A 25,102-nucleotide genomic window follows, 5' to 3' on the forward strand; every position below is an offset into this window, starting at 1 on the left:
TACCTGGTTGATAGGTCGAAGGTGTAAGTGCAGTAATGTATTTAGCTTATCGATACTAATAGGTCGAGGACTTGACCAAAATAAAATGATAAAGCATTAAATGATATACAGTTTTCAGAGTATTAACTCTAAAAGATAAAGATTATGTGGTTATTATAGCAAAGAGGATACACCTGTTCCCATACCGAACACAGAAGTTAAGCTCTTTAGCGCTGATGGTACTTGGAGGGCGACCTCCTGGGAGAGCAAGACGTAGCCACGTAATCTTTTTTTGCGTTCAAAAATATATTTATATGAAAATTTACAAATTATGCATGTAGTTGTATACTATAAAGAGTGAACAGAAATATTACATACGATTTGGAGGTTGTCTATGAATATAGGGGTGATAGGAGTTAATCATAATGTAGCTCCCATAGAGATAAGAGAAAAAGTTTCTTTTACAGATATACAAAAAATAGAAGCTATAAATTATTTATTAGACAAAGAAATAGAAGAAATTATAATACTATCTACATGTAATAGAAGTGAAATATATATTCAATCAAAAAATATTGAAGACAAAATAAAAATTGTAGAAGAGTTTTATGAATCATTTTTCAATTTACCTGGAGTTAAACAGTATTTATTCACTAAAAAAGATAGAGACGCTATAGAGCATATATACAAAGTTTCTGCAGGTTTAGATTCTATAGTGTTAGGTGAAGATCAAATATTAGGTCAAGTCAGAGATGCACATGAATTTTCTATGCAATTAGGAGCTAGTAAGAAAAAATTCAACAAGCTATTCAGGGAAGCTATCACAGTTTCTAAAGATATAAAAACCAAAACTAAAATATCACAACAGCCATTATCAATAAGTTACATAGGGGTTAGATTCTTAGAAGAAAAACTAGGCAATTTAGAGGGGAAAAATGCACTAGTTATAGGAATTGGTAAGATGAGTAAGTTGACAATGAAACATTTAGAAGAAGGAAAAGTTAATACCATATATGTTTCAAATCGTAGTCATGGGAAAATAAAAGAGATAGAAAATGATTATAAAAATATTGTACCTATACAATATAACGATAGATATAAAGTGTTAAATGATGTTGATATGGTAATAAGCGCAACGGCATCTCCACATATTATAATAAAGGCAGATGAAATGCCAAAGATTGAAAGAAAAATATATATGATGGATATAGCTCTTCCTAGAGATATAGATCCAGATATAAATAAGTTAGAGAATGTAGAACTCTATGATATAGATGATTTAAAACAAATACATGATAAGAATGATCAAAAGAGAAAAGAGTTAGCTAATATTGGCTTAGGAATGATAAATGAAAGTATATATGAATTTGTAGAGTGGCTAGACTCAACTAATATAGATCCTACGATAGAATCTTTGAATGAAAGATGCGATGAAATAAGAGAAGATACATTAGATTATATTTTTAGAAAGATCAATCTTGATAATAGGGAGAAAAAAATTATTGAAAAGATGATGACTTCTGCCCTAAAGAGACTTATAAGAGAACCGATAATAAATTTAAAGCAAACTAAGGATAAAGGCAAAAGAGAAGAATATATGAAAATGGTAGAAGAACTATTCGAAATATAAACTAAGGAGGACATGACTATGAAAAACGAAAAGTCATCAAAGATATATGAAGAAGCAATAGAATATATACCTGGAGGGGTTAATAGCCCAGTTAGAGCGTTTAAATCAGTAGGATTAGATCCAATATTTATAGATAGAGCACACGGAAGTAGAATATATGATGTTGACGGAAATGAATATATAGATTATATATGCTCTTGGGGACCACTTATGCTAGGTCATAGCCCAAAAGAAATAGTAGAGGGAATTGAAGAAGTTGTATCTAGAGGAACTAGCTATGGAGTTCCAACAGCTATAGAAGTTGAAATGGCTAAGATAATAGTAGAAGCATATCCAGCTATAGATCAAGTACGTATGGTAAACTCAGGGACTGAGGCAACTATGAGTGCATTAAGAGTAGCTAGAGGATTTACAAAAAGAAATAAAATATTAAAGTTTGAAGGTTGCTACCATGGTCATTCAGATGCTTTATTAGTTAAGTCTGGTTCAGGAACAATAACATATGGAGTACCAACTAGCCCTGGAGTTCCATCTGATGTAGTTAAAGATACATTAGTTTGTAGATACAATGATTTAGATGCAGTAAGAGAAATATTTAAAAATCAAGGACATGAAATAGCCGCTGTAATAGTTGAAACAGTAGCAGGAAACATGGGTGTAGTTCCAGGTAAGCAAGAGTTTTTACAATTATTAAGAGATATAACTAAAGAATATGGAAGTGTTTTAATATTTGATGAAGTTATAACAGGATTTAGATTAAATTATAGTAGCTCTGTTGGATATTTTGGAATAAAGCCAGATATGGTATGTTTCGGTAAAATAATAGGAGCAGGACTTCCTGTTGGTGCTTATGGTGGAACTAAAGAAATAATGAGTATGGTTTCTCCAGTTGGACCAGTATATCAAGCAGGTACATTATCAGGAAACCCACTAGCTATGTATATGGGTAAAAAGAACTTAGAAATATTAAGAGATAATCCTCACATCTATAAAGAGTTAGAAGAAAAAGCTATAAGATTAGAAGAAGGATTAAAATCTAATATAGAAAAATTAGGTCTTAACTACACAGTTAATAGAGCTGGTTCATTAGTTTGTTTATTCTTTACACATGGACCAATAGAAAACTATGATGATGTTACAAGATGTGATGTTCCTAAGTTTAATAAGTATTTTGAAGAGTTATTAAAAAGAGGAATTCTTTTAGCTCCTACACAGTTTGAAGCAATGTTCTTATCAAATGCTCATACTAATGAGGACATAGATTATACTATAAATGCTAGTTATGAGGCATTAAAAATAGCTCATAATCTTTAAAACTAAATATAAATCTCGATAAAATTTACCATATGATATGAAGGATATATAAATGCCATGTAGAATAGTTTATTTATATGTAAAATATATATGAATTTTGGAGAGGTTTTTCACTAAACCTAGCCTTACTGGCTAGGTAAATTATTTTCGAAGAAACGAGATGATATATATGAATTCACTAGATTATGTATTAAATAATATAGATTCACTAGATAGAGAATCTATGGATGAAGCTAAAAAAAGATTAGATAGACTTATAAAGCCAGTTGGAAGTTTAGGTAAGATGGAAGAAATTTGTATGCAATTAGCTGGGATATATAGAAAAAAAGAGCTTGATACATCTAAAAAAGCTATTATAGCATTTGCTGGAGATCATGGTGTTTATGAAGAAGGTGTAGCTCCGGATCCTCAAAGTATAACTTATCTTCAATTCCCGAACTTTACAAAAGGATTAAATGGAGTAGGAGTTATAAGTAAATTTGTAGGAGCAGATGTAATAGCTATAGATGTTGGTATAAATTGTGACCATAAACTAGATGGTGTGATTGATAAAAAGATAAGAAAATCTACATTTAATATGGCTAAGGGACCTGCAATGAGTAGAGATGAAGCTATAAAATCCATAGAAATAGGGATAGAAGCAGCAAATGAGTGTATAGATAATGGTTATAAGCTTATAGGAATAGGTGAAATGGGTATATGTAACACTACACCAAGTAGTGCTATAATATCTGTAATAGATGGATGTGATCCAGCAGAAGTTACAGGAATGGGAGCTGGACTTAAAAAAGATAGAATAAAGCATAAAGCTGATACTATAAGAAAAGCTATAGAACTAAACAAGCCAAATAGAGAAGATGCTATAGATATATTATCGAAGGTTGGCGGATTTGAGATAGGTTCTATGGCAGGAGTTATATTAGCATGTAGTGCTAGAAATGTTCCTGTTGTATTAGATGGATTTATATCTTATGCAGCTGCTCTTTTAGCCTACACTCTAAATCCAATAACTAGGGAATATATGATAGCATCTCATACATCAGCAGAGCCAGGTACACAAAAAGCACTAGATATGCTAAATTTAAGTACTGTATTAAATATGGATATGAGATTAGGAGAAGGTAGTGGTGCAGCACTTGCATTTAATATAATTGAAGCATCAAATTATACATATACAAATATGGCGACATTTGATGAGATAGATATGGGAAGATAGAAAAAGCAATAAGGAGATAAGTATGAGCAAAGTTATACTAGTAACTGGTGGAGCAAGATCAGGAAAAAGTAGTTTTGCAGAACAATTATGTAAAGATAGAAATAACAATACTGCATATATTGCAACATCGATACCCTTTGATGATGAGATGAAAGATAGGGTAAAAAAACATAAGGAAAGTAGACCACAAAACTGGAAAACATATGAAATATATAAGGATATATATTCTATAATTGAGGATATATCTAAATCTCACAAAACAGTTATATTAGATTGTGTAACTTTATTAGTGAATAATTTAATGTTTACGCATGATATAGATATTGAAAATGCAACACAAGATGAGATAAATGAATTAGAAAAGTACATAAAAGATCAAGTTAATAAACTGATAGAAGAGATAAGAAAAACAGAACTTTATTTTGTTGCTGTTACTAATGAATTAGGAATGGCAGTAGTTCCTGCTAATAAACTTAGTAGAGTATATACGGATATAGTAGGTAGAATAAATCAACAAATAGCAGCCCAAAGTGACGAAGTCTATTTTGTAGTTAGTTCAATACCTATGAAAATTAAGGGATAATTATGAAAAGATTTATATCAATACTTCAGTTTATGACTAGAATTCCAATAAATATAGATGTAGGATTTGATGATGAATTTCATAAAACTATAACATATTTTCCACTGGTAGGGTTTGTATTAGGTATTTTATTATTTATAATTGGTACTGTATCAAACATATTATTTGATCCATTTATAACATCAATATTGGTAACCTTAGGTTCTGTTATATTGACAGGGGGATTACATATTGATGGATTGGGAGATACATTTGATGCTATATATAGTTATAGGGATAAGGAAAAAATGCTAGAAATAATGAAAGATTCAAGACTTGGGACAAATTCATTATTAGCTATAGTATTTTTAATTTTGCTTAAGATAGGTTTTATATATAGCTTAATAAACAATAATTTAATGTGGACTATAATATTTATGCCTGTTATAGGTAGACTTGGAGTAATAAGATTAACTTATAAAACGGTTACACCAAGAGAGAAAGGAATGGGAAACTTATTTATAGGTAAGGCAACTACATCAATGTTTTTAACTGCAATACTATATACGATGGCATTGATTATATTAGTAGCCAAATTTGTATTTAATTCTTCGATGACGTTGCCTATATTAGCATCTATAATAGTTGTTATTTTATTTAATCAATTATTTAAAAATCATATATACAAAAAAATTGATGGAGTTACAGGAGATATATTAGGGTGTAGTATAGAACTTGGAGAAGTTATATATTTACTTTACATATATCTTATAATAGGGTAACCTTAAAAGAGGTGATACTATAATGACTAAATTAGTTTTAGTAAGACATGCATTGACTACAGATAATCAAAGTAAAAGATTATCAGGACATATAGACAGTGTAGTTAGTGAAGTTGGAATTAAGCAAATAGAGAAATTAACCAAATACTTAGATGGTATACATATAGATAAGATATACACAACAACATCTTCAAGAACAAAAGATACTGTAAAAGATGTTGCAAAGAAAAAAGGGATAGAAATAATAGAAAAAGAAACATTGAAAGAAATTAGTTTTGGGGATTTTGAGGGGATTACTTTTGATGACATAAAAAAGAATTATCCAGAAGAATTTAACTCGATGATAGAAAAAGGATATGAGTACAGATATCCAAATGGTGAAAGTCTTATTGATTCATTTACAAGAGTATCAAATGAGGTTAAAGAAATTATAAGTATGGATAAAGGCAAAACAATACTTATATGTTCTCATGGAGGAACTATAAGGAACATAATAAGTTATTTAGTATCAGGAAGCTACAAATACCATTGGAATTTTAAAATAGATAATGCATCAGTAAGTATTTTAGAAGTAGAAGATGGATTTGCAGTCATAGATAGTATGAATAACACAAGTTTTATAAATAATTAAAATCAAATAGTATATTAACTTAGGTTCTACAAGATTAATAGGGAAAAAGGTTAAAAGCCTTTGCAGCCCCCGCTACTGTAATATTGACGAAACTACAATTTGCCACTGTCCTTTGGATGGGAAGGAGTAGGAGTAGGATGAAATTGAGCCAGGATACCTGCCTAATTTAATTAAATGTAAAATCTCCGGGGTGAGGGATTTTTATTCAGATAAAATATAACTATCGCTTATAAAGTATGTACCTATAATAAAACATCAGAGTATATGCATATTAGCAGATAAATTATACTTTGTTAAAACTTAAATTATAATAAATAAATCTATTATGAAATCTACATATTAATCATAAATACATAAAGTGTATTTTAGATTAATACAATAAGATTTAGTATTATATAGTTTAAGTATATAGTAAAGATTAAATAGTTATATTTTGTTACATGCTATATAGTTTGATATGTTACAAAACATATGAAACAGGTATATAATATATTAGCATTAGAATAAAAGCCTTAACTCTTAAGAGTTAGGGCTTTTTTGATTATAAGGAAATCAAATTAAGTAATATAAGGAGAATCTTATGGGAAAAAAGATAATGTTACAAGGTACAGCATCAAATGTTGGAAAAAGTATATTAACAGCTGGTTTATGTAGGATTTTCAAACAAGATGGATATAGTGTAGCACCATTTAAATCTCAAAATATGGCGTTAAATTCTTTTATAACAAAAGAAGGTTTAGAAATGGGAAGAGCACAAGTATTTCAGGCGGAAGCTTGTGGAATAGAGCCAATTGCAGATATGAATCCAGTACTTCTAAAACCATCAGGTAATCATAGATGCCAAGTTATAGTAAGGGGTAAAGTTAGAGATGATATATCATCATCAGAATACCATGATTATAAACCAATACTTGCTAAAGAACTTAAAACTATATTTAATCAGTTTAGTGAGAACTATGATGTTGTTGTTATGGAGGGGGCAGGTAGTACAGCAGAAATAAACTTAAGAGAACATGACATTGCTAACATGGGTATGGCAGAAATCGCAGATGCTCCTGTAATAATAGTGGGGGATATCGATAGAGGTGGAGTTTTCGCATCACTAGCAGGTACGATGCTTTTACTAAGTGAAGAGGAAAGAAAAAGAGTCAAAGGTGTAATAATAAATAAATTTAGAGGAAGAAAAGAACTTTTATATGATGGCATAAAAATGCTTGAAGAAATAATAAAGGTTCCTGTCCTTGGAGTAGTGCCATATAGTGATATAAAAATAGAAGATGAAGACAGTGTAACAACTAGATTTAAAACTAAAATGAAAAAGAGTGATATACATATTGAGATAATTAGAACACCTCATATGTCTAATTTCACAGATTTTAATATATTTGAGACTCAAGAAGATGTGAGTATTAGGTATGTTGATTATGTAGAGACTCTTTCAAATCCAGATATGATAATACTTCCTGGAAGTAAAAGTACTATAGATGACCTTAAGTATATAAGGGAAAGTGGTCTAGAGGAACAAATAAAAGATTTACAGAAAAAAGGAAAGTTAGTATTTGGGATATGTGGTGGATATCAAATGTTAGGCAAGAAATTAAAAGACCCTTACCATGTAGAAGGCGAAATTGAAGAAATAGATGGTATAGGACTTTTAGATATAGAAACTACATTTGAAAAAGAAAAAACAACTACACAAGTGAATGCCACTATATGTAAAAATTTAAATGGATATTTAGCAAATTTATCAGGAATGAAAGTAAAAGGTTATGAAATTCATATGGGAATAAGTGATATAGGTAAAGAAGTATATAACCTAAATGAAATAAACAATAAATTAGGAGAAGACGTAAGCTACCTAGAAGGAAGTGTAAATAAAGAAGGTAATGTAGTAGGAACTTATTTACATGGAATATTTGATGAAATAGATTTTACTAGAGCTCTATTAAATAATATCAGAGAAGAAAAAGGCCTTGAAAGAATAGACACTAAAGTAACTTCTTTCGAAGCCTTTAAGCAAAATGAATATGATAAACTAGCTGATTTACTAAGAGAACATTTAGATATAGAGAAGATATATAAAATAATGGAAGAACATGAAGAAGAAATATAAACAATACAAAAATAAAATGATGGTTAGGTGAAATATATGAAAAAAATCTTAATCGCAGGAACTAATAGTGGAGTAGGAAAAACAACAATATCTTTAGGTATAATGCAAGCACTTACAAAAAGAAGTATGAAAGTTCAACCATATAAAGTTGGACCTGATTATATAGATCCATCATACCATACATTTATAACAAGTAGAGATTCAAGAAATCTAGATTCATATATGTTAGATGATGAAAAAATTAAGTATGTATTTAATTCTGCATCTAAAGATGCAGATATATCAGTGATTGAAGGTGTTATGGGTCTTTATGATGGAATAGGAATAGACTTAGATAATTGTACAAGTTCTCATACATCAAAGATACTAAAAGCACCGGTTATACTAGTTATAAATGGAAAAGCTATGGCAGCATCTAGTGCAGCTATGGTACTTGGATACAAGGAACTTGATAAAGATGTAAATATAAAAGGTGTAATAGTAAACAATGTAAGGACTAAGACTCACTACGAAATAATTAAAAAAGCAATTGAAACCTATTGCAAAATAGAAGTCTTAGGTTATTTTCCACCTAATGATGAATTCTCATTGGAGTCAAGACACTTAGGTTTAGTTCCTAGTGTAGAAATAGATTCATTAAAAAATAAATTTAGCAATTTAGCAGATGAAATAGAAAAATATATAAATATAGATAGAATAATAGAAATTGCCGAAACAGAAGAAGTTAGTAGCAGTTTTAATTTAGAAGATTTTATAAAGGAAAATAAGATTGAAGATAAAACAATAGCTATAGCTTATGATAAAGCATTTAATTTTTACTACAAAGAAAATATAGAATTATTAAAAGCATTAGGATTAAATATAAAATATTTTAGTCCATTAGAAGATAAAAAAGTACCACAATCAGATTACATATATATAGGTGGAGGATTTCCAGAAATATTTGCAAAAGAAATAGAATTAAATAAAAGTATGAGAAATTCTATAAAAGAAGCTCATATAAATAAAGTTCCTATATATGCTGAGTGTGGTGGGCTTATGTATCTAGGAGAAAAACTAATAGATCAAAATAATAATGAATATGATATGGTAGGAATATTTAGTGGAGTTAGCAAGATGACAAAATCTTTAAAGAGATTTGGATATTGTTATGGAGAGTCTAAAATAGACACAATTTTATCTAAAAAAGGTGAGATTATAAAAGGACATGAATTCCACCATTCTATATTTGAAACTAATGAGGAATGTGCCTATATAATGAGAAAAGAAAGAGATAAAAAAGTGGTAGATGAATGGGAAGGTGGATATAGCAAAGATAAAACTTTAGCAACATATTTACATACTCATTTTTACAATAACTTAGATTGTATAAAAAATTTCTTAAATAGTGGATGTAAAGACTATTTAGAAAGAGGAAACAATTAATATGAATATATTATCTATTTATATAGGATACATAATAGACTTAATAGTAGGAGACCCATATTCATTTCCTCACCCAGTTAGATATATTGGTAAATTAATAAAGAAGACCGAAAGTATAATAAGAAAAAAAGCTAAGAGTGATAAAGCTTTAAAAACAGGTGGATTTTTCTTATGGTTTATAGTAGTCGGGATAACATATTTATTTACTTATTTAATAATAAAACTAAGTAGCTTTATACCAGGAGGATTTTTAGTAACAAATTCAATACTGATATATACCACATTAGCTACAAAATGTTTAAAAGATGAAGCTGTCAAAATATATAATGTATTAAAAACAGGAGATATAGAAAAAGCAAGAATACAAGTATCTTATATAGTAGGAAGAGACACTACTCAACTAAATGAAGGTGAAATAATAAGGGCAACTGTAGAAACTGTTGCTGAAAATACTGTAGATGGAATAATTGCACCTATGTTTTATGCATTTATAGGTGGAGCTCCACTTGCTATGGCATATAAAGCAATCAATACTTTGGATTCAACAGTAGGCTATAAAAATGAAAAGTACAAAGATTTAGGATTTGCATCAGCTAAGATTGATGATATAGCTAACTTTATACCAGCTAGGATATCTGTACTACTTATGTCTATAGGAAGCTTATTAGTAGGACATAACTGTAAAGAAGCTTTAAAAATCGGTATAAGAGATAGAAAAAATCACAAAAGTCCAAATTGTGCTTATGCTGAAGGTACTGTTGCAGGAGCTTTGGGAGTACAGTTAGGTGGTACAAATATTTATTTTGGAAAAGCTGTCTATAAGCCTACAATAGGAGATAAACATAGAGAAATAGAGGTAGAAGATATAGTTAGAACAAATAAAATAATGTATGCTTCATCTATAACTTCAATGATTGTATTTACAATAATATTTATATTACTATAGGGGGATTTATGAAAGACTTAGGACATGGAGCAAATGTAGAACAAATAGGAAAAAATTATAATATAGATCCAAAAGAGATAATAGATTTTAGTTCTAATGTAAATCCAAAGATTATAAAAGATTTAGATAAGTATATACTAGAAGGCTTAGAAGAAAGTAGGAGCTATCCAGATATAAATTATACCAACTTAAGAAAAAATATAGGTAATTATCTAAATATTCAAAGTGAATATATAATACCTGGAAATGGTGCTACAGAGGTAATCTATTTATTAATGAAAGCTATAGGCAAAAGACTGGCAATATTAAACCCTACGTTTTCAGAATATAGAAGAAGTGCAAAATTAAATGGATTAGAAGTTATAGATTTAAATTTAAATGAAGAAAATCAATTTTTAATAGATATAGAAGAAATTAAAAATAATTTAGATAAGTTTGATAGCTTATTTATATGCAATCCTAATAATCCAAATGGGAAAGCACAAGAGTTAAATGAGTTACTAAACATATTGAAACAAAATAATAAATTTTTAATAGTTGATGAAACTTTTATGGAATTTGCAGAAAAAGAAGAAATTTATAGTTTAGTAAATAATATAAAAAGTTACGATAATCTATTTATAATCAAAGCAGTAACTAAATTCTTTGGAATGCCTGGATTAAGATTGGGATACGGTATTACGAGCAATAAAGATATAATAAATAAAATTTATCATTATAAAGAACCGTGGACTATAAATGCATTTGCAGATACTTTATCTAAATATATATTCAGGGATAAAGAGTATATAGAAGATAGCAAAAACTATTATATAGAAGAACGAAAATATATGTTAAAAGAATTAAGAAGTATAGAAAATATATCAGTTTATGATACTGATACAAATTTTTTATTAATTAAACTGAACAATAGAAGGGCAAATGAAATAAAAGTCGAATTATTAAGAAGAAGTAAAATTCTTATCAGAGATGCATCGAATTTTATCGGATTAGATGATAGATATATAAGAGTTGCAATTAAATCTCATGATGATAATAAAATTCTTATAGAGAATATGAAAAACTTATTAGGTGATTAGCATGAAATATTATGGATTTTGTCCAGCATCATGTGGAGAGTTTGTTCAAGGTATGGTAGATGGAGAAGAGTATCTTAGCTCATATGCCATAGATATGTATTCAGTAGCAATGATTGAAGAAAAGCTAGGTAAAGTCAATGTAGGTCCTAGTAAATCTAGAAAGGCTATAGAAGCTGTTTTTAAGAAATTTAACTTGCCTATCAAAGATAGTAAAAATATTTCTTTAACTATAAAAAGTGATATACCGGTAGGTAAAGGTATGGCTAGTTCAACAGCAGATATAGGAGCTACTATAGTAGCTACTCTAGATTTGATAGGAAGAAATTTAACTAGTGAAGAAATATCAAAACTTGCATCTACTATAGAACCAACAGATTCTACATACATAGAAAACAACTGCATATTTAATCCACTTAGTGGTGAAATAGTAAAAAATCTAGGAAGTATAAAAGATTGCAGAGTAATAATACTAGAGCCTAACAAGACGTTAGATACTATAAAAATAAGAAGTAACCCTAACTATAGAAATATAAAACTAAAAAATCAAGATATTATAAAAGAATCATTTTACCTTTTAGAAGACGGTATAAAAAATAATGATTTAAGTAATATCGGAAAAGCATGTACTTTAAGTAGCTTAGCCAATGAAAATATAGACCCAAAAGAAGGATTAAAAGAGATAATAAATATTTCGCAAAATTATGGTGCCTATGGTGTAAACATTGCTCATAGTGGAACTGTAATAGGTATTATCGTAGACAATTATATGAATGATAATAAATTGATAGATATTTTAAAAACCAATAAAATACATAAAACATACAATAAAATTTATACTCTAGATATTATAGACGGAGGAATTAGGAGGGAACCACCATGGAATATATCAAAAATCCTATGATGATAGAAGAAAAAAGTTTCATAATGATACAAGAAATTATAGATGAAATAAGACCAGGATATGAGTACAAAAATGAAGTAGAAGAAAAAATAATAAAGCGTTGTATACATACAACAGCAGACTTTGAATATTTAGATATATTAAAAATATCAGATACAGCAGTAGAAAATATAGTAGATGCTTTAAAAAATAATGCAACTATATATACGGATACTAACATGGCTTTAAGTGGAATAAATAAAAGAAGATTAGATGCATTAGGTTGTAAATATAGATGCTTAGTAGCAGAAGAAGAAACTGCAAAACTAGCTAAGGAAAAAGGAATAACTCGTTCGATGGCAGCTGTTGAGATAGCAGCAAAGGATTCAGGAAGAAAAATATTTGTTCTTGGAAATGCACCAACAGCTTTATATAAAGTAATGGAAATGAGAGACTCAAAAGTACTAGATGTAGATGCTGTAATAGGTGTTCCAGTTGGATTTGTTGGAGCAGCAGAGTCAAAAGATGAATTAGAAAAAACAGATATACCACACATAATATCAAAAGGTAGAAAAGGCGGAAGTAACTTAGCAGCAGCTATAGTTAATGCTATTTTATACACTATGTAGGTAATATTATGGAAGAGTATGTATATATAGAAGGTAAAAAGTATAGAAGAGGATACACAACAGGTTCTTGTGCTACAGGAGCATCAAAAGCTGCAACATACATGCTATTAACTAAAAAGAGTATAGATACTGTAAATATAGATACTCCAAAAGGCATACCATTGACATTGAATGTGTTTAATATAGACATTAATGACGATTATGTAGAATGTTCTATAGAAAAAGATGGTGGAGATGATATTGATGCTACACATACCATGCATATTCACGCTAGAGCTGAAATTATCAATAGAGAAGATGATGAAGATATAGTAGTATGTGGAGGAGTAGGTATTGGAGTAGTAACTAAAAAAGGATTGAGTGTTGAGGTTGGAAAGCCAGCAATTAATCCAACTCCTATGAAAATGATACATAGTGAGTTAAGAAAAGTAGTTGGTGAAGATATAAGTAAAGTTATAGGTAAAAATAAATCTTTAAAGATTACTATATTTGCACCAAAAGGAGAAGAGGTAGCAAAAAAGACATTTAATCCAAGGCTTGGAATAGTTGGAGGTATATCTATTATAGGAACTACAGGAATAGTAGAGCCTATGAGTGATGAAGGATGGAAAAAATCTTTATCTATAGAGCTAAAAATGAAAAGAGAACAGGGGTTAGATAAGATAATTCTAGTACCAGGAAATCATGGAGAACAGTTCATAAGAGAAAAGTTAGGATTAGATATGAAATACGTAATAAGAACTAGTAACTTTATAGGATATATGCTAAAAGAAGCTCAAAGAATGGGTTATAAGAAAATACTTATGGCAGGTCATATAGGAAAATTTATAAAAATATCAGCTGGTATATTTAACACACATAGTAAAGTAGCTGATGCGAGAAGTGAAATATTAGTATCTAATCTAGCATTAATGAAAGCTCCATATGAATTTTTAGAAAAGATAAGTGAGTGTCTTACTGCTGAAGAAGCAGTTGAGCTCATAAATAATAGTGAGTACAAAAGCTTTTACAATTTGGTAAGTAACAAGTGTAAGCATAAAATTAAACAATATCTATGTGATGATGATATGGACGTAGAAGTTATTATGTTTTCTATGGACAAGACATTACTAGGTAAATCAAATAATACAGATAATCTAGTGGAGGTATTTAGATGATAAATGTCATAGGGTTAGGACCAGGGAATACTGATTATATAACTAGATTAGGTGAGAAATTAATTAAAAACTCTGATGTTGTAATTGGAGGAAGAAGGAATTTAGAATCGATAAAAGATTTTGAAGGAGAAAAGATAGAGTTAGCATCAAATTTAAAAGAGATAGTGGATTATATAAATAATAATGAAGATAAACAAATATCTGTTATAGCATCAGGTGATCCATTGATGTATGGAATAGGAAGATATCTTTCTAAAAATATAGACACTAATAAATTAAATATAATATCAGGAATTAGTTCACTTCAATATATATTTTCAAAGATATATGTTGATATGAACGACCTATATATAACTAGTAGCCATGGGAAAATACCAGACTTTGATTATGTACTTTCTCATAAGAAGGTATGTATGGTTACCGATAAATTAATTGGTCCTAAAGAAATATGTAAAGAAATAGTAAAAAGAAATCTAGATAAAACAGTTGTAGTAGGAGAAAATTTATCCTATGAAAATGAAAGAATTACAATAGGAAAACCAGAAGAAATTTTAAAAGTAGAAAACTTTGATATGTGTGTAGTTGTAATACTAGAAGGTGGAGATTTCATATGAAAAACAGTGAGTTTATAACAGGAAAGGTTCCTATAACAAAAGAAGAAGTTAGAGCTGCATCTATAATGAAACTAGACTTAGTAAATGCTAAAAGATTTATAGATGTAGGAGCAGGAACAGGCAGTGTAAGTATAGAAGCTGCATACCATTATCCAAATCTAGAAGTTATTTCTATAGAAAGAAACGATGATGCTATAGATTTAATAAATAAAAATGTAGAGAAGTTTGAGTTAGATAATGTAGAAGTAATTAAAGCATATGCACCAGTAGAGATAGAAGGAAAAGCTGATGCTATATTCTTAGGAGGGACAGGTAATAAACTAGAAGAAATAATAACTTGGTCTAAGGATATGCTAGTAGAAGGTGGAAGACTGGTAGCGAATTTTATAATAGTAGATACATTTAATGAAACTTTAAGATTATTAAGAGAGTATGGATTTGAAAATATAGATGTTTCAGTTTTAAATGTAGCTAAGCTAGAAAAACTAGGAAGAGGAGAATATTTTAAACCTCTAAATCCAATTTATATAATATCTTGTGAGAAGGGGAGAAACTAATATGTTAAATAAAATACATTTCGTAGGAGCAGGACCAGGAGATAAGGAATTAATAACTTTAAAAGGATACAAACTTTTAAGTAATGCAGATGTAGTAATATATGCAGGTTCATTAGTTAATCCAGAACTTTTAGAGTACTGTAAAAAAGGTTGTGAGATACACAATAGTGCTCATATGGATTTACATCAAATTATAGAAGTGATGGAAAAAGGAGTTAGAGAAGGAAAATCTGTAGTAAGACTACAAACAGGAGATTTCTCTATATATGGTTCAATAAGAGAACAAGTTGAAGAGTTATTTAAATTAAATATAGATTACGATTGTACACCAGGAGTGAGTTCATTCTTAGGAGCAGCATCAGCTTTAGGAGTTGAATATACAGTTCCAGAAATATCTCAAAGTGTAGTGATAACAAGAATGGAAGGAAGAACTCCAGTACCTGAAAAAGAATCAATAGAGTCTTTTGCTAAGCATCAAACTTCTATGGCTATATTTTTATCAGTACAAGATATAGAAAAAGTAGTAGAAAGACTTCATAAAGGTGGATATCCAATGGATACTCCAATAGCCGTTGTTTATAAAGCTACTTGGTCAGATGAAAAGATAGTAAAAGGAACATTACAAGATATAGCTCAAAAAGTAAAAGAAAATGATATAAGAAAGACTGCTTTAATATTAGTAGGTCAATTCTTAGGTAAAGAATATAACAATTCGAAGTTATATGATAAGGACTTCAAACATGAGTATAGACAATAAAATAGCCATAGTTTGTATAACTGAAAATGGAAAGAATCTAGCATTTGAAATACAATCCAAACTTAATAATGGAGATGTATATCTAATAAGAAATAAGAAGAATAATTTTAAGATAGATGAAGAAAAAAATAATGTATTTTTAGTAGAGGATAAGCTTAGCAATTTAGTTCCTAGTTTGTTTGAAGAATATCAATATATTGTATTTATAATGGCTACAGGTATAGTAGTGAGAGTTATAGCACCATACATAAATAGTAAATTTAGTGATCCAGCTATATTAGTAAGTGATGAAAAAGGACGAAATATTATAAGTTTACTAAGTGGCCACATGGGTGGTGCTAATGAAATGACTAGATATATAAGTGAGTTAATAGGAGCTAATCCAGTTATAACTACAGCAACAGATGTAAATAAAAAATCCTCCTTGGATATGATTGCTAAAAAATTAGATGCTTATATAGAGGATTTTAGAGAAAACGTCAAAGATGTAAATGCTATGTTAGTTAATAATCAAGAAGTTGGATTATATATTGATGGGAATTATGAAATAGACACTAGAGGATTTAAGATATTAACTAATTTTGAAGATGTAGATAGTACAGAAAAAATAGTTATTATAAGTAGTAAAAACAACTTTATAGATTACTATATAGAAAATAAAAAAGAGAATGAATTAGATGAACAAATGCTAAGAAAAAAATGTAGTGAAGGTAACATTATAAAGGTAGTGCCAAAGGAAATAGTAATAGGTATTGGGTGTAGAAGAAATACAGAAAGCAGTTTGTTACAAGAGTCTTTAAACAATTTGTTACATCAATACAATATTGATATTAACTCAATCAAAGAGATTGGAAGTATAGATGTAAAAAGTGATGAAAAAGCCATAATAGATTTAGCATCAAGTTTATCTGTACCATTTAAAACTTTTTCAGTTGATGAAATATCTAAGGTAGACCATCTATTTGAAAAATCTGAATTTGTAAAAAAGAATGTAGGAGTGTACTGTGTTTCTGAACCAGTAGCATATCTACTAAGTAAAGGAAATTTAATAATAGAAAAACATAAATATAAAGGAATAACAATTTCTGTAGGGAGAGTGTCAAAATGATATACGTTATAGGTATAGGACCTGGAAGTAAAGAATTAATGACTATGCAATGCATAAATGCAATAAAGGATTCTGAAGTTATAGTAGGATACAAAACTTATATAAACTTAATAACAGATCTTATCGAAGGAAAAGAAGTAGTACAAAATGGAATGAGACAAGAAATAGATAGATGTAAGGAAGCTGTAGAAATAGCTAAGACTGGTAAGAAAGTTGCGGTTATAAGTAGTGGAGATGCAGGAATATATGGAATGGCAGGATTAATATTAGAACTTGTATCTAAAGAAGAACAAAATATAGAAGTTAAGGTTATACCTGGGGTAACTGCAAGTATAGGTGCAGCAGCAATACTTGGGGCTCCTATAATGCACGATTTTTGTCATATAAGTTTAAGTGATTTATTAACTCCATGGGAAGTTATTGAAAAGAGATTAAGGTTAGCAGCTCAAGCAGATTTTGCAATATGTTTATATAACCCAAGAAGTAAAGGAAGAAGCGAACATTTAGCTAGAGCATTTGAAATAATGGGAGAATTTAAAGACGGAAAAACTCCTGTTGGAATAGTTAAGGATGTAGGAAGAGAAAAGGAAGAAAAGTTCATATGTACTTTTGATACTATGGATTTTGAAAGAGTTGATATGACTACTATGGTTATAATAGGGAACAAATCAACATTTATACATGAAGATTTAATGATAACTCCAAGAGGTTACAATATATGATATTAGTTTTAGGTGGAACATCAGATAGTATAGAAATATGTGACAGGCTTAATAAATATGAGAACCTAGAATATACACTTTCCGTAACAACTAATTACGGAGAGGATCTTGCAAGAAAGAAAGCAAAAAATGTTATAAATGGAAAGCTATCAAAAGAAGATATGATAGATTTCATACAAAGAAATAACATAACTAAAATTATAGATGCCACACACCCATATGCTATAGAAGTATCTAAAAATGCTATTGAGTGTGTTGAGGAAACAAAGATAGACTATATAAGATATGAGAGAAAATCTTTAATAGATGATATTACTTATGAAAATAAATACATAGTAAGTAGTATAAAAGATGCTTGTGAAGTAGCAAGAAAAAAAGGAAATAACATATTTATAGGAACAGGTAGTAAGCATTTACCAGAAATAGTTGAGCTTATACCAGATAGAAATTTAATAGTTAGAGTACTTCCTACAAGTGAAGTGATATTAAGTTGTGAAAAATTAGGGCTAAATGCAGATAATATAATAGCTATGAGAGGTCCTTTTAGCCAAAGTATAAATGAAGAATTTTATAAACATTATGATATAGATATTGTGATAACTAAAGAAAGTGGTGTAGCAGGTGGTTTCTTAGAGAAAGTAGATGCTTGTGAATCACTTAATATACCTGTAGTAATTGTATCTAGGGAAAAAATAGATTATCCGTATGTTGTAAATAGCATAGATGAAGTAGAAGACTATATAAAATAAATTCAAGGTGGGATTAGTATGAAGAAAGCAGTTTTAGTAGTGAGTTTTGGTACTTCTTACAAAGAAACGAGAGAAAAGACAATAGAAGCTTGTGAAAATAAAATAAAAAATGGATTAGAAGGATATGACTTCTTTAGAGCATTTACTTCTAACATGATAATAAGAAAATTAAAAAATAGAGATGGAATAGAAATTGAAAATCCAATTCAAGCTTTAGATAGATTATATGAAGAAGGATATGAAGACGTTATAGTTCAAACACTTCATATAATATGTGGTGAAGAATTTACTAAATTAAAAGAACAAGTAGATAGCTATCAAGATAAATTTAAGAAAATTGTTTTAGGTAGACCATTACTTACATATATAGAAGATTACAAGGAAACAGTAGAAGCAATAAAGCATCAAATACCTCAAATGAAAAAAGATGAAGCTGTTGTATTTATGGGACATGGAACATTCCACGAGTCACATGCATCATACCCAGCATTAGAATACATGATGAGAGATGCAGGAATAAATGCTTACGTTGGAACTGTTGAAGGATATCCAGAAATAGATAATGTTATAAAAAGATTAAAAGAAGATAATATAAAAACAGTTAATTTAATGCCTTTTATGTTAGTAGCAGGAGACCATGCTATAAATGATATGGCAGGAGATGAAGAAGATTCATGGAAAAATGTACTAGAAAACTTTGGATTTGAAGTAAAAGTTCATTTACAAGGGTTAGGGGAAAATCCATATATACAAGATAAATTTATGAATCATGCAAATGATTGTGTAGAAAAAATAAATGAATTAGGACAAATTTGTTAATTAACTAGGAGGAGATTGAAGATGGCAAAATTTTATGGAATAGGTACAGGACCTGGAGATAGCTCATTATTAACAATAAAAGCAGTCGAAACTTTAGAAAAGTTAGATATATTATATACACCAGAAGCTAAAAAAGGCGGGGAAAGTTTAGCTTTATCAATAGTAAGTAAGTATCTACCAAAAGAATTAGAAATAAAATCAAGACACTTCCCAATGAACTTCAATGATGGAGAAAAGATAGTGGCTTGGAATAAAATAGCTGATGAGATAGTTGAGGATGTTAAAGAAGGTAAAAATGTTGGATTTGTAACATTAGGGGATCCAATGATATATAGTACGTATGTATATATAATGGAAAGACTTATAGGAAATATAGATGTTGAAACTATACCAGGGATATCTTCATTCTCTAATATAGCATCAAACCAAAATTTCCCATTAGTAATGGATAGAGAGCCATTAATAATAATACCATGCACGATAGAAGAAGAAAAAATAGATTATGCATTAGAAAATTATAGCTCTATAGTATTAATGAAAGTATATAAAAACTTTAAAGAAATAGTAGCTAAGCTAGAAAAGAATGGTCTTATAGAACATGCTATATTAGTAAGTAATTCATCTCAAGATAGAGAAGTGGTATACTATAACTTAAGAGAAGTTAATCTTGAAGAAAAGATATCTTACTTCTCAACTATATTAGTTAATAAAGAAGTTAAAAAGGAAGCTCAAGTAGGATAACATTGTAACATCTAAAGGAGATTTTAGTTATGAAGATAATTGTTGGAACGAGAGGAAGTAAATTAGCAGTTACTCAAACTAATTGGGTAATAGATAAGCTAAAAGAAAAGAACCCTAGTGTTGAATTCGAAGTTAAAATAATAAAAACTAAAGGTGATATAATACAAAACGTTAGTCTAGATAAAATAGGTGATAAAGGCCTATTCGTTAAAGAAATAGAGCAACAACTAATAGATGGGGAAATAGATATGGCTGTTCATAGTATGAAAGATATGCCATCATCTTTACCTCATGGATTAAAGTTTGCAGGGATACCTAAAAGGGAAGATCCAAGAGATGTACTTATATTAAAAGAAGGTTACTCTAGTATAGAAGACTTACCTCAAGGAGCAACTATAGGAACTGGAAGTAAAAGAAGAAAATATCAATTATTAAAACATAGACCTGATTTAAATATAGTTCCAATAAGAGGGAATGTAGATACTAGGATAAGAAAAATAACTGATGAGAATTTAGACGGTGTTGTTTTAGCTGCATCTGGAATATTAAGGGTTGGATTAGAAGAAAAAATCAGCTGCTATTTACCAACAGACGTAGTAGTGCCAGCACCTGCACAAGGGGCATTAGCAATAGAGATAAGAGAAGATAATTATCAAGTAGAAGTAGTGATAAACTCGTTACGAGACGAATTAACCGAACTTCAAGTTAGTGCAGAAAGAGGCTTTTTAGATGGTGTTGATGGAAGCTGTCATATTCCTATGGGAGCTTATTGTGAAGTAAATGAGGATAGTATAAAGCTTACTGGATTATTTGGTGATGAAGAAGGTAAAAAATTAATCATCAAATCAATAGAAGGAGATAAAAATTCCCCAAGAGAGTTAGGTAAAGAATTAGCTAAATTAGTTTTAAAGGAGTATGAAAAATATGAAGGGTAAAGTTTATCTTGTAGGTGCAGGACCTGGAGATTATAAATTACTAACATTAAAAGGTCTAGAATGTGTACAAAAAGCAGACGTTATAGTATATGATAGATTAGCAAATGAGAACTATTTAAAAGAAGCTAAGCCTAACTGCGAATTTATATATGTAGGAAAAGCATCAAGCAATCATACTCTTCCACAAGAGGATATAAATAGAGTTATAGCAGATAAAGCAAAAGAAGGGAAAATAGTAACTAGACTCAAGGGTGGAGACCCATATGTATTTGGTAGAGGTGGAGAAGAAGGAGAACTTCTAAGAGAAGAAGGAATAGAGTTTGAAGTTGTTCCAGGAATAACTTCTGCTATAGGTGGATTATGCTATGCAGGTATACCTATAACTCATAGAGATTATGCATCTTCTTTCCATGTAATAACAGGTCATTTAAGAGAAGATGATAAAGAAAATCCAGAAATAAACTGGAATGCTTTAGCAAATACCAATGGAACACTAGTATTTTTAATGGGAGTTGCGAACTTACAAAAAATAAGTTCTAACTTAATAAAAGAAGGAAAGTCTAAAGATACTCCTGTTGCTCTTATAAGTTGGGCAACTAGATATAATCAAAGAGTAGTAATATCTACCTTAGAAAATGTATATGAAACAGCAATAAAGGAAGGTGTGAAACCACCGACGCTTATAGTTGTTGGAGAGGTAGTAGGACTTAGAGATAAGTTAAACTTCTTTGAAAATAAGCCACTATTCAGTAAACGTGTAATAGTGACTAGGTCAAGAACACAAAGTAGTTCACTAGTAGAAAAAATAAGTGACTTAGGTGGTAATCCTATAGAGATACCAACTATAAAAATAGATAAAATAGAAAATAATATAGAACTAGAAAATGAAATAAATAACATTAAAGATTATACATACTTAGTTTTAACAAGTAAAAATGGAGTAGACATATTCTTTGATAAATTAGATGAAATGGGGCTTGATAGTAGAGCTCTAGCAAATTTAAAAGTATGTGCTATAGGAAGTGCTACAGCTAAAGAGATAAAAAATAGAGGAATAAAAGCAGATATAGTTCCAGAAAAGTTTGTAGCAGAGTACTTATTTGAAGAATTAAAACCAATGTTAAAATCAACAGATAAAGTATTAATGCCTAGAGCGAAAAATGCTAGAGATTATCTAGTTGATAAAATAGGTGAAATTTGTGAAGTCAAAGAAATACATACATATGAAACAGTAGTAGATTCTACAAGAAAAGATGAAGTTTTAGAACTATTAGATCAAGATAATGCTGATTATATAACTTTTGCTAGCTCATCTACAGTAAAGAATTTTGTAGAAATAATAGGTGAAGAGAATATAGATAAATTAAATAATATAAAAGTTATATCTATAGGACCTATAACAACACAGACGATTAAAGAATTAGGTTTAAACCTGTATAAAGAAGCAGAAGTTTCAACTATAGATGGAATGATTAGCACTATTATAGAAGATAAATAAGTATTATAATTGATGTGTAGTTATTTATATATTTATGGAGGCGACAAAATGTTAAGAAGACCTAGAAGACTAAGAGTAAATAAAGCTACAAGAAATTTAGTTAGAGAGACTAAGTTAAATGTTGAAGATTTTATATATCCTCTATTTGTAGTAGAAGGTGAAAATATAAAAAGAGAAATATCATCTTTACCAGATGTATATCATTTTTCACTAGATATGCTAGAAGAGGAGATAAAGGAATTAAAAGAATTAGGAATAGAACATGTAATATTATTTGGTATACCTCATGACCATGAAAAAGATCCTCATGGAAAAGAAGCATATAATGACAATGGTATAATTCAAAGGGCTATTAGAAAAATAAAAGAAATAGACAGTAATATGAATGTAGTTACTGATGTATGTATGTGTGAATACACTAGCCATGGTCACTGCGGAATATTAACAGAAACTGGATACGTAGATAATGATATAACATTAGAATACTTATCTAAAATAGCAGTAAGTCATGCAAAAGCAGGTGCTGATATAATCTCGCCATCTGATATGATGGATGGTAGAATAAAAGCCTTAAGAGAGGCTTTAGATAAAGAAGGATTTGTACATATACCAATAATGTCTTATAGTGTTAAGTATGCATCTACATTCTATGGACCATTTAGAGAAGCTGCTAACTCTGCACCATCATTTGGTGATAGAAAAACATACCAAATGGATCCAGCAAATAGTAATGAAGCATTAATAGAAGCTGAACTTGATGTGCTAGAAGGTGCAGATATATTAATGGTTAAGCCTGCATTATCTTATTTAGATGTAATAAGAAGAGTCAAAGATAATTACAACCTACCACTTGCGGCATATAATGTTAGTGGAGAGTATGCAATGCTTAAATCAGCTGTTAAAAATGGAATATTAAGTGAAGGAGCTATTTATGAATCTGTTATGTCTATAAAAAGAGCCGGTGCAGATATAATAATAACTTACTTTGCAAAAGATTTAGCTAAGATGATTAAAGAAAATAGATAAATATATACACAAAAAGGAGTAACTTTTGTTGCTCCTTTTTAATATACATAGTCAATAAATTATCTAGATTATTATACATAATAAAATAAGAGTAAAATAAGGAGAAACCAGTATGCTTTATCCAATAAATATAGATATAAGTGATATAAAGATAACTGTTATAGGAGGTGGAGAAGTTGCATATAGAAAGTGCAAAAACTTTTTAGCCTTTGGCAAAACAGTGAAAGTTATATCTAAAGATTACATAAATAAATTTGGAGAATTAAAAGATAAACTAGAAATTGTTAATGATGAATATAAAGAAGAATACTTAAAAGATAGTTTTATAGTAGTTGCAGCTACAAATAATAAAGAAGTTAATAGAAAAATAGGTATATATTGTAGAGAAAATGGTAAACTAGTTAATGTAGTAGATGATATAGAATTATCTAATTTTACTGTTCCTTCATATGTAAAAAGAGGAGATTTGCTTATAAGTATATCGACAGGAGGTAAAAGTCCCTCACTATCTTCTAAAATAAAAAAAGAATTAGAAGAAAAATATGATGATAGTTATGAAGAATATATAGATATATTAGGCGAATTAAGAAAAGAAATAATAAAAAAATATGAAGACGTTTCATTAAGAAGAAAAAAACTTAAAGCATTGATAAATCTAGATTTAGCAGAACTTAGAGAACTAAAAATAGAATATCAAAAATAAAAATAATAAAAAACTTTTAAAAAAGTGTTGACGATACAAAATTATGGTGATATAGTATTACTTGTCCTTAAGAAAAGGGCAAAAACGAAAATGAACTTTGAAAATTAAACAGTAGGTTAATTTATATAACTGATTCTTAAAAGAATCGAAAACAAACCAAGCCAGATATTCAGATAATGATAGTCTGAGCAGGTAACAACTTTTATTTGAGAGTTTGATCCTGGCTCAGGATGAACGCTGGCGGCGTGCCTAACACATGCAAGTCGAGCGATTTACTTCGGTAAAGAGCGGCGGACGGGTGAGTAACGCGTGGGTAACCTGCCCTGTACACACGGATAACATACCGAAAGGTATGCTAATACGAGATAACATGTTTTTATCGCATGGTAAAAATATCAAAGCTTTTGCGGTACAGGATGGACCCGCGTCTGATTAGTTAGTTGGTAAGGTAACGGCTTACCAAGGCGACGATCAGTAGCCGACCTGAGAGGGTGATCGGCCACATTGGAACTGAGACACGGTCCAAACTC

Annotated in this window: 25 protein-coding genes, 3 rRNA genes and 1 riboswitch; all 28 genes read left to right on the forward strand. The window is 29.5% G+C overall.

Going from position 1 to position 25,102, the window contains the following annotated elements:
- Nucleotides 1-79 (forward strand): 23S ribosomal RNA (locus I2H23_RS14310); the annotation flags it as partial.
- A gap of 66 nt (nucleotides 80-145) precedes the next feature.
- Nucleotides 146-262, forward strand: a 5S ribosomal RNA gene (rrf, locus tag I2H23_RS14315).
- A 111-nt stretch (nucleotides 263-373) separates the two neighbouring features.
- Complete coding sequence (gene hemA / locus I2H23_RS14320; RefSeq protein WP_195581926.1) at nucleotides 374-1,609, forward strand: glutamyl-tRNA reductase; 1,236 nt, start codon at nucleotides 374-376, stop codon at nucleotides 1,607-1,609.
- An 18-nt stretch (nucleotides 1,610-1,627) separates the two neighbouring features.
- Complete coding sequence (gene hemL / locus I2H23_RS14325; RefSeq protein ID WP_092922132.1) at nucleotides 1,628-2,923, forward strand: glutamate-1-semialdehyde 2,1-aminomutase; 1,296 nt, start codon at nucleotides 1,628-1,630, stop codon at nucleotides 2,921-2,923.
- A 169-nt stretch (nucleotides 2,924-3,092) separates the two neighbouring features.
- Nucleotides 3,093-4,139: a nicotinate-nucleotide--dimethylbenzimidazole phosphoribosyltransferase gene (gene cobT / locus I2H23_RS14330; RefSeq protein WP_195581928.1), complete on the forward strand. Its 1,047-nt coding sequence runs from the start codon at nucleotides 3,093-3,095 to the stop codon at nucleotides 4,137-4,139.
- 22 nt (nucleotides 4,140-4,161) lie between these two features.
- A complete protein-coding gene (gene cobU, locus I2H23_RS14335; protein ID WP_092922138.1) occupies nucleotides 4,162-4,722 on the forward strand; it encodes a bifunctional adenosylcobinamide kinase/adenosylcobinamide-phosphate guanylyltransferase in 561 nt (186 codons plus the stop codon).
- Between the two features lie 2 nt (nucleotides 4,723-4,724).
- Complete coding sequence (cobS, locus tag I2H23_RS14340) at nucleotides 4,725-5,483, forward strand: adenosylcobinamide-GDP ribazoletransferase (protein WP_092922142.1); 759 nt, start codon at nucleotides 4,725-4,727, stop codon at nucleotides 5,481-5,483.
- A gap of 22 nt (nucleotides 5,484-5,505) precedes the next feature.
- The gene (locus I2H23_RS14345; RefSeq protein ID WP_092922144.1) at nucleotides 5,506-6,114 is read left to right on the forward strand and encodes a histidine phosphatase family protein; all 609 of its coding nucleotides are present in this window, start codon (nucleotides 5,506-5,508) and stop codon (nucleotides 6,112-6,114) included.
- Between the two features lie 4 nt (nucleotides 6,115-6,118).
- A riboswitch (cobalamin riboswitch) is annotated at nucleotides 6,119-6,293 on the forward strand.
- A 401-nt stretch (nucleotides 6,294-6,694) separates the two neighbouring features.
- Nucleotides 6,695-8,227 carry a cobyric acid synthase gene (locus I2H23_RS14350; RefSeq protein ID WP_092922147.1) on the forward strand — a complete coding sequence of 511 codons (1,533 nt, stop codon included), beginning with the start codon at nucleotides 6,695-6,697 and terminating at the stop codon, nucleotides 8,225-8,227.
- Nucleotides 8,228-8,263: 36 nt separating this feature from the next.
- Complete coding sequence (locus I2H23_RS14355) at nucleotides 8,264-9,652, forward strand: cobyrinate a,c-diamide synthase (RefSeq protein ID WP_195581930.1); 1,389 nt, start codon at nucleotides 8,264-8,266, stop codon at nucleotides 9,650-9,652.
- A gap of 1 nt (nucleotide 9,653) precedes the next feature.
- On the forward strand, nucleotides 9,654-10,598 hold the full coding sequence (gene cbiB, locus I2H23_RS14360; protein WP_195581932.1) for an adenosylcobinamide-phosphate synthase CbiB: 945 nt from the start codon (nucleotides 9,654-9,656) through the stop codon (nucleotides 10,596-10,598).
- Between the two features lie 8 nt (nucleotides 10,599-10,606).
- Nucleotides 10,607-11,677 carry a pyridoxal phosphate-dependent aminotransferase gene (locus tag I2H23_RS14365; protein ID WP_092922201.1) on the forward strand — a complete coding sequence of 357 codons (1,071 nt, stop codon included), beginning with the start codon at nucleotides 10,607-10,609 and terminating at the stop codon, nucleotides 11,675-11,677.
- Nucleotide 11,678: 1 nt separating this feature from the next.
- Nucleotides 11,679-12,578 carry a GHMP family kinase ATP-binding protein gene (locus I2H23_RS14370; protein WP_092922204.1) on the forward strand — a complete coding sequence of 300 codons (900 nt, stop codon included), beginning with the start codon at nucleotides 11,679-11,681 and terminating at the stop codon, nucleotides 12,576-12,578.
- Nucleotides 12,554-13,186 (forward strand): cobalt-precorrin-8 methylmutase, encoded by a 633-nt coding sequence (locus I2H23_RS14375; protein WP_092922207.1) that lies wholly within the window; start codon nucleotides 12,554-12,556, stop codon nucleotides 13,184-13,186. Before I2H23_RS14370 ends, I2H23_RS14375 begins: the two co-directional genes overlap by 25 nt.
- Nucleotides 13,187-13,194: 8 nt before the next feature.
- Nucleotides 13,195-14,343: a cobalt-precorrin-5B (C(1))-methyltransferase CbiD gene (gene cbiD / locus I2H23_RS14380; protein ID WP_092922210.1), complete on the forward strand. Its 1,149-nt coding sequence runs from the start codon at nucleotides 13,195-13,197 to the stop codon at nucleotides 14,341-14,343.
- Entirely contained in the window at nucleotides 14,340-14,957 is a 618-nt protein-coding gene (locus I2H23_RS14385) for a cobalt-precorrin-7 (C(5))-methyltransferase (protein WP_092922213.1), read from the forward strand. The genes cbiD and I2H23_RS14385 overlap by 4 nt, the downstream gene beginning before the upstream one ends.
- Nucleotides 14,954-15,514, forward strand: a complete 561-nt coding sequence (locus tag I2H23_RS14390) for a decarboxylating cobalt-precorrin-6B (C(15))-methyltransferase (protein ID WP_195238806.1) — start codon at nucleotides 14,954-14,956, stop codon at nucleotides 15,512-15,514. The genes I2H23_RS14385 and I2H23_RS14390 overlap by 4 nt, the downstream gene beginning before the upstream one ends.
- 1 nt (nucleotide 15,515) lies before the next feature.
- Nucleotides 15,516-16,271, forward strand: coding sequence for a cobalt-precorrin-4 methyltransferase (locus I2H23_RS14395; RefSeq protein WP_092922219.1), 756 nt, complete (start codon nucleotides 15,516-15,518; stop codon nucleotides 16,269-16,271).
- Entirely contained in the window at nucleotides 16,237-17,379 is a 1,143-nt protein-coding gene (cbiG, locus tag I2H23_RS14400; RefSeq protein WP_242871283.1) for a cobalt-precorrin 5A hydrolase, read from the forward strand. The genes I2H23_RS14395 and cbiG overlap by 35 nt, the downstream gene beginning before the upstream one ends.
- Nucleotides 17,376-18,101, forward strand: coding sequence for a precorrin-3B C(17)-methyltransferase (cobJ, locus tag I2H23_RS14405; RefSeq protein WP_092922225.1), 726 nt, complete (start codon nucleotides 17,376-17,378; stop codon nucleotides 18,099-18,101). Before cbiG ends, cobJ begins: the two co-directional genes overlap by 4 nt.
- Nucleotides 18,098-18,850, forward strand: coding sequence for a precorrin-6A reductase (cobK, locus tag I2H23_RS14410; protein ID WP_195581934.1), 753 nt, complete (start codon nucleotides 18,098-18,100; stop codon nucleotides 18,848-18,850). Before cobJ ends, cobK begins: the two co-directional genes overlap by 4 nt.
- Nucleotides 18,851-18,868: 18 nt before the next feature.
- Nucleotides 18,869-19,669, forward strand: coding sequence for a sirohydrochlorin cobaltochelatase (locus tag I2H23_RS14415; RefSeq protein ID WP_092922231.1), 801 nt, complete (start codon nucleotides 18,869-18,871; stop codon nucleotides 19,667-19,669).
- Nucleotides 19,670-19,690: 21 nt separating this feature from the next.
- Nucleotides 19,691-20,410, forward strand: a complete 720-nt coding sequence (locus I2H23_RS14420) for a cobalt-factor II C(20)-methyltransferase (RefSeq protein WP_092922234.1) — start codon at nucleotides 19,691-19,693, stop codon at nucleotides 20,408-20,410.
- A 29-nt stretch (nucleotides 20,411-20,439) separates the two neighbouring features.
- Entirely contained in the window at nucleotides 20,440-21,345 is a 906-nt protein-coding gene (gene hemC / locus I2H23_RS14425; protein ID WP_092922237.1) for a hydroxymethylbilane synthase, read from the forward strand.
- The gene (cobA, locus tag I2H23_RS14430) at nucleotides 21,335-22,843 is read left to right on the forward strand and encodes a uroporphyrinogen-III C-methyltransferase (RefSeq protein ID WP_166506048.1); all 1,509 of its coding nucleotides are present in this window, start codon (nucleotides 21,335-21,337) and stop codon (nucleotides 22,841-22,843) included. Before hemC ends, cobA begins: the two co-directional genes overlap by 11 nt.
- Before the next feature lie 48 nt (nucleotides 22,844-22,891).
- Nucleotides 22,892-23,869, forward strand: a complete 978-nt coding sequence (gene hemB, locus I2H23_RS14435) for a porphobilinogen synthase (RefSeq protein WP_092922243.1) — start codon at nucleotides 22,892-22,894, stop codon at nucleotides 23,867-23,869.
- A 112-nt stretch (nucleotides 23,870-23,981) separates the two neighbouring features.
- Nucleotides 23,982-24,572 carry a precorrin-2 dehydrogenase/sirohydrochlorin ferrochelatase family protein gene (locus I2H23_RS14440; protein WP_195238808.1) on the forward strand — a complete coding sequence of 197 codons (591 nt, stop codon included), beginning with the start codon at nucleotides 23,982-23,984 and terminating at the stop codon, nucleotides 24,570-24,572.
- 202 nt (nucleotides 24,573-24,774) lie between these two features.
- Nucleotides 24,775-25,102: ribosomal RNA gene (locus I2H23_RS14445) — 16S ribosomal RNA — on the forward strand; the annotation flags it as partial.

The sequence above is a fragment of the Romboutsia sp. BSD2780061687b_171204_C1 genome (genome assembly GCF_015560225.1).
In the GTDB taxonomy this organism is placed as follows: domain Bacteria; phylum Bacillota; class Clostridia; order Peptostreptococcales; family Peptostreptococcaceae; genus Romboutsia_C; species Romboutsia_C hominis.